Origin of the sequence: Actinophytocola sp. (assembly GCF_035942955.1) — a bacterium.
GTDB lineage: Bacteria > Actinomycetota > Actinomycetes > Mycobacteriales > Pseudonocardiaceae > DASYTH01.
This window is the reverse complement of the sequence record NZ_DASZCQ010000181.1, coordinates 1-8079: the sequence shown is the minus strand read 5'-3', so window position 1 is coordinate 8079 and position 8079 is coordinate 1. Positions and strand designations below refer to the sequence as shown.

General features: G+C 71.1%; 7 protein-coding genes. All 7 read left to right on the top strand.

Annotation, left to right across the window (positions count from 1 at the left end; translation table 11 throughout):
* Positions 1–184 precede the first annotated feature (184 nt).
* Entirely contained in the window at positions 185–2428 is a 2244-nt protein-coding gene (locus VGX25_RS17930; protein ID WP_326918954.1) for a polyribonucleotide nucleotidyltransferase, read from the top strand.
* Between the two features lie 4 nt (positions 2429–2432).
* A complete protein-coding gene (locus tag VGX25_RS17925) occupies positions 2433–3752 on the top strand; it encodes a pitrilysin family protein (protein WP_326918953.1) in 1320 nt (439 codons plus the stop codon).
* Positions 3752–4519: a 4-hydroxy-tetrahydrodipicolinate reductase gene (gene dapB / locus VGX25_RS17920; RefSeq protein WP_326918955.1), complete on the top strand. Its 768-nt coding sequence runs from the start codon at positions 3752–3754 to the stop codon at positions 4517–4519. The genes VGX25_RS17925 and dapB overlap by 1 nt, the downstream gene beginning before the upstream one ends.
* Before the next feature lie 22 nt (positions 4520–4541).
* Entirely contained in the window at positions 4542–5792 is a 1251-nt protein-coding gene (locus VGX25_RS17915) for an MFS transporter (RefSeq protein ID WP_326918952.1), read from the top strand.
* A gap of 68 nt (positions 5793–5860) precedes the next feature.
* Positions 5861–6427, top strand: coding sequence for a dihydrofolate reductase family protein (locus VGX25_RS17910; RefSeq protein WP_326918951.1), 567 nt, complete (start codon positions 5861–5863; stop codon positions 6425–6427).
* Positions 6428–6878: 451 nt separating this feature from the next.
* A complete protein-coding gene (locus VGX25_RS17905; protein WP_326918950.1) occupies positions 6879–7310 on the top strand; it encodes a hypothetical protein in 432 nt (143 codons plus the stop codon).
* An 11-nt stretch (positions 7311–7321) separates the two neighbouring features.
* Positions 7322–7921 (top strand): cell wall protein, encoded by a 600-nt coding sequence (locus VGX25_RS17900; RefSeq protein ID WP_326918949.1) that lies wholly within the window; start codon positions 7322–7324, stop codon positions 7919–7921.
* Positions 7922–8079: the final 158 nt, after the last annotated feature.

Here is an 8079-nt window from a genome sequence, read left to right as displayed (position 1 = left end):
CCCCCCCCGCCCCCCCCCCCCGGTACATAACCGAACCAGGGCGCAGCGCGCCGCCGCGGAGGACCAGCCAGCCGGTCCTCGGTAGTGGTTCCCGGGTGATCTCCCCGGGAACTTCGATCGAAGACCGGCCTCGTCCATGAGCGGCGCCCCGGCGCAACCGCCCGCCATGACGAGGAGTTACGACATGACCGACTTCGGCGAACCTGGAGTCCACGAGTCCGTCGCCGTGATTGACAACGGCAGCCACGGAAAGCGCACCGTCCGTTTCGAGACCGGCCGCCTGGCCCGCCAGGCCGCTGGCAGCGTGGTGGCCTATCTGGACGACGACACCATGCTGCTGTCCGCCACCACGGCGTCCAAGCAACCCAAGGAGCACTTCGACTTCTTCCCGCTCACGGTGGACGTCGAGGAGCGGATGTACTCGGTGGGCCGCATCCCCGGCGCGTTCTTCCGCCGCGAGGGCCGCCCGTCCACCGACGCGATCCTGGCCTGCCGGCTGATCGACCGTCCGCTTCGGCCGTCCTTTGTCGACGGTCTGCGCAACGAGATCCAGGTCGTGGTCACGGTGATGAGCCTGAACCCGGCCGACCTCTACGACGTGGTCGCGATCAACGCGGCGTCGGCGTCCACCCAGCTGGCCGGCCTGCCGTTCTCCGGCCCGGTCGGCGGGGTCCGGGTGGGCCTCGTCGACGGCCAGTGGGTGGCCTTCCCCACCCACGACCAGCTCGAGAAGGCCGTGTTCGACATGGTCGTGGCCGGCCGGTTGGTCAGCACAGGCGGCGACGGCTCTGTTGATGATATTGCGATCATGATGGTCGAGGCCGAGGCCACCGAGAACGTGATCGACCTGATCGACGCCGGAGCCCAGGCGCCGACCGAGGAGATCGTCGCCTCCGGCCTCGAGGCCGCCAAGCCGTTCATCCGGGTGCTCTGCCAGGCCCAGCAGGAGCTGGCCGGCAAGGCCGCCAAGGAGACCGCGGAGTTCCCGCTGTTCCCGGCCTACCAGGACGACGTGTTCCGGGCCGTCGAGGCGGCCGTCGCCGACGATTTGGCGCAGGCGCTGACCATCGCCGGCAAGCAGGAGCGAGAGAACCGGCTCGACGAGCTCAAGGAGTCCGTGCTCGAGCGGCTGGCCGCCGAGGAGGCGTTCGAGGGCAGGGAGAAGGAGATCGGCGCCGCGTTCCGGTCGCTGAACAAGAAGCTGGTCCGGCAGCGGATCCTGCGCGACAAGGTGCGCATCGACGGCCGCGGCATCACCGACATCCGCCAGCTGTCCGCCGAGGTCGCGGTGGTCCCGCGGGCGCACGGCTCGGCGCTTTTCGAGCGCGGCGAGACCCAGATCATGGGCGTCACCACGCTGAACATGCTGCGGATGGAGCAGCAGATCGACTCGCTGTCGCCCGAGACGCACAAGCGCTACCTGCACCACTACAACTTCCCGCCGTACTCCACCGGTGAGACCGGCCGGGTCGGCTCGCCCAAGCGGCGCGAGATCGGCCACGGCGCGCTGGCCGAGCGGGCCCTGGTTCCGGTGCTGCCCAAGCGCGAGGAGTTCCCGTACGCCATCCGCCAGGTCTCTGAGGCGTTGGGCTCCAACGGCTCCACGTCGATGGGCTCGGTGTGCGCGTCCACGCTGGCGCTGCTCAACGCCGGCGTGCCGCTCAAGGCTCCGGTGGCCGGCATCGCCATGGGCCTGGTCTCCGACGAGGTTGACGGCCAGACCCGGTACGTGGCGCTGACCGACATCCTCGGCGCCGAGGACGCGTTCGGCGACATGGACTTCAAGGTGGCCGGCACCAAGGAGTTCGTCACCGCCCTGCAGCTGGACACCAAGCTGGACGGCATCCCGTCCGAGGTGCTCGCCCAGGCGCTGTCCCAGGCCCGCGACGCCCGGCTGACCATCCTCGAGGTGATCCGCGAGGCGATCGACAAGCCGGACGAGATGAGCCCGTACGCCCCGCGGGTCACCAGCGTGAAGATCCCGGTGGACAAGATCGGCGAGGTGATCGGGCCGAAGGGCAAGATGATCAACTCGATCACCGAGGAGACCGGCGCGGACATCTCCATCGAGGACGACGGCACGATCTACGTCGGCGCCGCCGACGGCCCGTCCGCCGAGGCGGCCATCCAGAAGATCAACGCCATCGCCAACCCGCAGCTGCCCAAGGTGGGCGAGCGGTTCCTCGGCACGGTGGTCAAGACCGCGGCGTTCGGCGCGTTCGTCTCGCTGCTGCCCGGCAAGGACGGCCTGGTGCACATCTCCAAGCTGGGCAACGGAAAGCGCATCGGCAAGGTCGAGGACGTGGTCAAGGTGGGCGACAAGCTCCGGGTGGAGATCGCCGACATCGACCAGCGCGGCAAGATCAGTCTGGTCCCGGTCAAGGAGGACGAGCCGGACAAGCCGGCCGAGCCGGCCCCCGGGCAGTGACACGTTGAGCACGCGGGTCCTCGAGCGCACCGAGAGCGGATGCGTGGTCAAGCGCACCGTGCTTCCCGGTGGCTTACGGGTGATCACCGAGCAGGTTCCCGGGGTGCGCTCGGCCTCGGTCGGGATCTGGGTCGGGGTCGGCTCCCGGGATGAGAAGCCGGCCGTCGCCGGGGCCGCGCACTACCTGGAGCACCTGCTGTTCAAGGGCACCGCGCGGCGCACGGCGGTGGAGATCGCCCAGCAGATCGACACGGTCGGCGGCGAGCTCAACGCGTTCACCGCCAAGGAGCACACCTGCTACTACGCGCACGTGCTCGACGAGGACCTGCCGCTGGCCGTGGACCTGGTCTGCGACGTGGTGTTCGACGCGCTGCTGACCGAGGCCGACGTCGAGCTCGAGCGGGGCGTGGTGCTCGAGGAGATCGCCATGCGCGACGACGATCCCGAGGACCTGCTGCACGACGCGTTCTGCGGGGCGCTGCTCGGCGACCACCCGCTGGCCCGGCCGGTGCTCGGCACCGAGCAGTCGATCACCGCGATGAGCCGCACCGCGCTCAACGGGTTCTACCGGCGGCGCTACACGCTGCCGACGATGGTGCTCGCCGCGGCCGGCAACCTCAGCCACGGCGAGGTGCTCCGGCTGGCCCGCAAGTCCCTGCGCGCGCGGCTCGACGGCGCCGGCCGCCCGGCCGCCCCGCGCGCCGGCCGGGCCCGGATCCCGCTGTCACCGCGGCTGGTGGTGCACCAGGACGACACCGAGCAGGCGCACATGATGCTCGGCGTGCCGGCGCCGAACCGGCACGACGAGCGCCGCTGGGTGCTCGGGGTGCTCAACACCGTGCTGGGCGGCGGGATGAGCTCGCGGTTGTTCCAGGAGGTCCGGGAGCGCCGCGGGCTGGCCTACCAGGTGTACTCGTCGGTGGCCTCCTACGCCGACACCGGGCACCTGTCCGTCTACACCGGATGCCAGCCCGACCATCTCGGCGAGGTGGCCAGGGTGGTGCGCGAGGTGCTGGCCGACATCGCCCGCAACGGGGTCAGCGCGGAGGAGGTGACACGGGCTCAGGGGCAGCTACGCGGAAACCTGGTGCTCGGCCTCGAGGACACCAGCTCGCGGATGTCGCGGATCGGCAAGGCGGAGCTGAGCTACGCCAGCTACCTGACCGTGCAGCAGACGCTGGATCTGATCGGCGCTGTCACGCCCGCCCAGGTCGCCGCGCTGGCCGGCGAGTTGCTGGCCCGCCCCGTGGCCGCGGCCGTTGTGGGGCCCTACGCTCACGCCGACGACGTGCCGGTCGAGGTGCACGAGGTGATCGCGTCATGATGATGGCCAGGACTGCCGACAATCCGATCAGGGTGGGCGTGCTCGGGGCCAGGGGGCGGATGGGCTCCGAGGTGTGCCGGGCCGTGGAGGCCGCCGCCGACATGGAGATCGTCGCCATGGTCGACGTCGGCGACTGGAAGTTCGACATCGCCGACGCGGGGGCCGAGGTGGTCGTCGACTTTACCCACCCGGACGTGGTGCTGGACAACATCCGGTTCTGCGTCGACCACGACATCCGTTGCGTGGTCGGCACTTCCGGCTTCGATGAGTCCAAGTTGGACACCGTCCGGGGATGGTTGGAGCCCAAACCGGGGCTCGGCGTGCTGATCGCACCGAACTTCGCCCTCGGCGCGGTGCTGGCGATGCGCTTCGCCCAGTACGCCGCGCGCTACTACCGGTCGGCGGAGATCATCGAGCTGCACCACGACCGCAAGGCCGACGCGCCGTCCGGCACCGCGATGCACACCGCCCGGCTTATCGCCAAGGCCCGTACCGACGCCGGGCTCGAGGTCGGCCCGGACGCCACGGTGTCCGAAGTAGACGGTGCGCGGGGCGCGCAGGTGACCGACGTGCGGGTGCACTCGGTGCGGCTGCCGGGGCTGGTCGCGCACCAGGAAGTGATCTTCGGCGGGGACGGCGAGACGCTGTCCATCCGGCACGACTCGCTCGACCGGACCTCGTTCATGCCCGGTGTGCTGCTCGGGGTCCGCTCGATCCTGGGTCGAACCGGCTTGATCGTCGGGCTGGAGAACCTGCTCGACCTCTGACACTCGCCTACGCTGCGCTCACATGGATATGCGGGCGGCATCGTTTCGCGAGGTCTTCGCGGTGGCCGAGTTCCGCGCGCTGTGGTTCGCCGAGCTGCAGTCCGTCGCCGGAGACCAGCTGGCCAGGGTGGCGCTGTCGGTGCTGGTGTTCAGCCGCACCGGCTCGGCGGCCCTGACCGCGACCACCTACGCGCTGACGTTGCTGCCCGACCTCGTCTCCGGCCCGCTGCTGTCCGGCCTGGCCGACCGGTTCCCCCGGCGCCGGGTGATGGTGGTCTGCGACCTGGCCCGGGCCGCCCTGGTCGGCGTGATGGCGGTGCCGGACGTCCCGCTCCCGGTGCTGGCCGCGCTGCTGGTCGTCGTGCAGCTGTTCGCCGCCCCGTTCACCGCGGCGCACGCGGCGACCATGCCCGTGGTGCTCACCGGGGACCGCTACGTGGTGGGGCACGCGATCCGCTACATGAGCCGGCAGAGCGGCCTGGTGGCCGGGTTCGCCGGCGGCGGGGCGGTGGTCGCGCTGATCGGCACCGGCCAAGCGCTCGCGCTGGACGCCGTCACGTTCGCCCTGTCCGCCGCCCTGATCGGGTTCGGGGTGCGGCCCCGCCCGGCGCCGGAGCCGTCCGGGCCGGCCGCCCGTTCGGCCATGGGCCGGATGCGCGCCGGCGGCCGGGTGATCATGGCCGACCCCCGGCTGCGCGGCCTGGTCGGACTGGCCTGGCTGGCCGGATTCGTCGTGGTGCCGGAGGGTTTGGCCGCGCCGTACGCCGCCGAGATCGGCGCCGGGCCGGCCGCGATCGGCCTGCTGCTTGCCGCGCACCCGGCCGGGCTGGTCGCCGGCTCGTTCGTGATCCGCTGGCTGGATCCGCCGCGCCGGCTGGCGCTGGTGGCACCCATGGCGGTCGCGGCGATCGCCCCGCTGGTCCCGTTCGCGCTGCGGCCGGGCCTGGTGCCGGCCGTCGTGCTGCTGCTGATCTCCGGGGCGTGCGGGGCGTACCAGATCACGGCCAGCGCGACGTTCATGCGCACGGTCCCGGACGAGCGGCGCGGGCAGGCGTTCGGGCTGGCCGGCTCCGGGCTGGTCGCCGTGCAGGGGTTGGGCGTGGCGGCGGGCGGCCTGGTGGCGCAGGCGTTCGGCTCGGCCGCACTGGCCATCGCGCTGGCCGGAATCGCCGGCCTGCCCGCCGGTCTGCTCACCGCCCGCGGTTGGTTTCGCGCTAACCGCAACGGGTTCGTGGCGCGACGCGATGACTCGATCGCGAAGAGTGTGCGCTAAGTTCCCGATGAGTTTCCCGCGCCGCGCCGGTCTGCACGCGTGAGACCGACTCACGGAAGGCTGGCACCATGCGGAAACTGATCTACGGCATGAACGTGACCCTGGACGGCTACATCGCCGCGCCCGGCGACGACATCGGCTGGGGCGGGCCGCCGAGCGACGAGCTGTTCGGGTGGTGGCTCGACCAGGTGCGGGCGAGCAGCCTGTCGCTGTACGGGCGCAAGCTGTGGGAGACGATGAGCTCCCACTGGCCGACCGGCGACCAGCAGCCCGACGCCACCCCGGCGGAGATCGAGTTCGCGCGCGCGTGGCGGGACATCCCGAAGGTGGTGTTCTCCTCGACGATCGACAAGGTCGACTGGAACACCCGCCTGGTCACCGGCGACGCGGTCGCCGAGATCACCCGGCTCAAGGCCGAGGACGGCGGCCAGATCGACATAGGCGGCGCGACGCTCGCCGGGGCGGCCATGCGCGCCGGGCTGATCGACGAGTACCTGCTGGCCTCCTACCCGGTCCTGGTCGGCGGCGGCACGCCGTTCTTCACCGCGCTGGACAGCTGGGTCGACCTGAACCTGGTGGAGACGCGGACCTTCCCCGGCGGCGTCGTGCTGACCAGATACGAGACGAGGCGCTGAGCGCGGGCCACATGCTCGGCTCGTGACCGGAGGAGCCGGCGCGGTGGGCGCCCGTTCTGCTTGCTGCCCCGGTCGGTGTCGACGAGCCGTGCGCACGCCTCGTCGAGCAGGAGGGTGCGGTTGCATAGCCGATCAGGTTGGGGAGTGCTTTGAGGGTGCGCGGACGCCCAGCAGGTCGCGCGCGGGGACGAATAACCCGTTTGCCCGGTGCGGCTACGCCGTTCGGTCGCTGTGGCAGCGATGATCGGCACAGTACCGTACGCACTGTCAGTTGATAACCAACTCCCGTCTGTTCGCGCGAAAGTCCCACCCCTGCTGTCGATGACGACCGCGCGATGAGGGCCAGACGAGAGGCCGGAAGCTCGCGTCGCGCGGGCTTCCGGCCGTCGGCTCGGCCTGCGCGGCTCCCGCGGATTCGGCATGACAGCCATCCCCCCGAAGGGAGCGACGAATGGCACCACTCGACGTCGAACCCCTGGCCCCTACCCCGGCCGAGACGTCCTGGTTCTGCTGTGGCAACGCCTGGGGCCCGTGCGGCTCCACCGGGCACGGCGCCTGCGGCACCTGCAACTCCGGCAGCCGGCACTGCGCCTGGCCGAACACCTCCGACGCCTGCTTCGCGATCACCAGACCGGACCGGTGCGGCAACACCCTGCTGCGGCGCACCTGCGGGCACACGTTCTACGTGCGGCACCTGTGCGGCACCACGGAGATCGCCGTGCGGATCGCCGACTGCGGCCCGCAGACCGACCTGTGGTGCGGCGAGCGGCGCTGCTGCGGCAGCAATTGCGCCACCAACCGCCTGCTCGACCTGACGCCGTCCGCGTACAGCGCGCTCGGCAGCCTGTCCACTGGTGTCATGCCGGTCTACGTCCGCAGCTAGGAGTGTCTGAGATGGATGCACTGGGCCGCAGGCCCTTCCTGACCCGGGCGGTTCTCGGCACCGCCACCACCGTCGTTGGCGCCACCGCGCTCGGTGCCCTTGCCCCGGAGGCCATCGCGGATCCCGGGCTCGACCTCGATGCCGGGGCCGTCGACCCGAACTTCGTCGAGGGCCGGATCACCGGCATCAAGGGCAGCCTGCTTTCGGTGACCGGTTCGGACGGTTCGTTCCACCTGCTCCAGCTGACCGCCGCCACCAGCATCTGGAAGCTTCGTCCGACCACTTTGGACGCCGCGCGGGTCGGCGACGGGCTGTACGCCCGCGGAGTCCGGATGCCCGACGGGGTGCTGGCTACCGACGCGGTCTGGCTCAACATCGTCAACCTGACCGTGCACATCACGTCGATCGGCAAGGACGTGATGCACCTCGACCACCACGGCGACCGGATCGTCGGGCACGTGGTGGCGGGCACCACGGCGGCCGTCTACAACGGAACGCCGGCGGTGAGCGACCTCGGGTTGCTGAAGGTGGGCCAGCACGCGCAGGTGATCGGAGCGTGGCGGCCGGACACCAACGAGGTGGACATCGCCACGGTGTTCGCCGCGGCCTGACCGGAAAGCAACGTGACGTTGCCGCCCCGGCCGGGACGCGACGTCACGTTGCTTCCCCGCGACCAAGGGAGAGCGATCATGCAATGGTTCGCGAGCCTGCAGCCGGCCCTGGTCGGCGGCGTGCTGCTGTGGGCGGCCGCGGTCAAGCTGCTCGGCCG

What these genes read in the sequence shown, in the direction of transcription:
- VGX25_RS17930 (WP_326918954.1), top strand. Translation starts at nt 185, where the DNA reads ATGACCGACTTCGGCGAACCTGGAGTCCACGAGTCCGTCGCCGTGATT.
- dapB (WP_326918955.1), top strand. Translation starts at nt 3,752, where the DNA reads ATGATGGCCAGGACTGCCGACAATCCGATCAGGGTGGGCGTGCTCGGG.
- VGX25_RS17915 (WP_326918952.1), top strand. Translation starts at nt 4,542, where the DNA reads ATGGATATGCGGGCGGCATCGTTTCGCGAGGTCTTCGCGGTGGCCGAG.
- VGX25_RS17910 (WP_326918951.1), top strand. Translation starts at nt 5,861, where the DNA reads ATGCGGAAACTGATCTACGGCATGAACGTGACCCTGGACGGCTACATC.
- VGX25_RS17905 (WP_326918950.1), top strand. Translation starts at nt 6,879, where the DNA reads ATGGCACCACTCGACGTCGAACCCCTGGCCCCTACCCCGGCCGAGACG.
- VGX25_RS17900 (WP_326918949.1), top strand. Translation starts at nt 7,322, where the DNA reads ATGGATGCACTGGGCCGCAGGCCCTTCCTGACCCGGGCGGTTCTCGGC.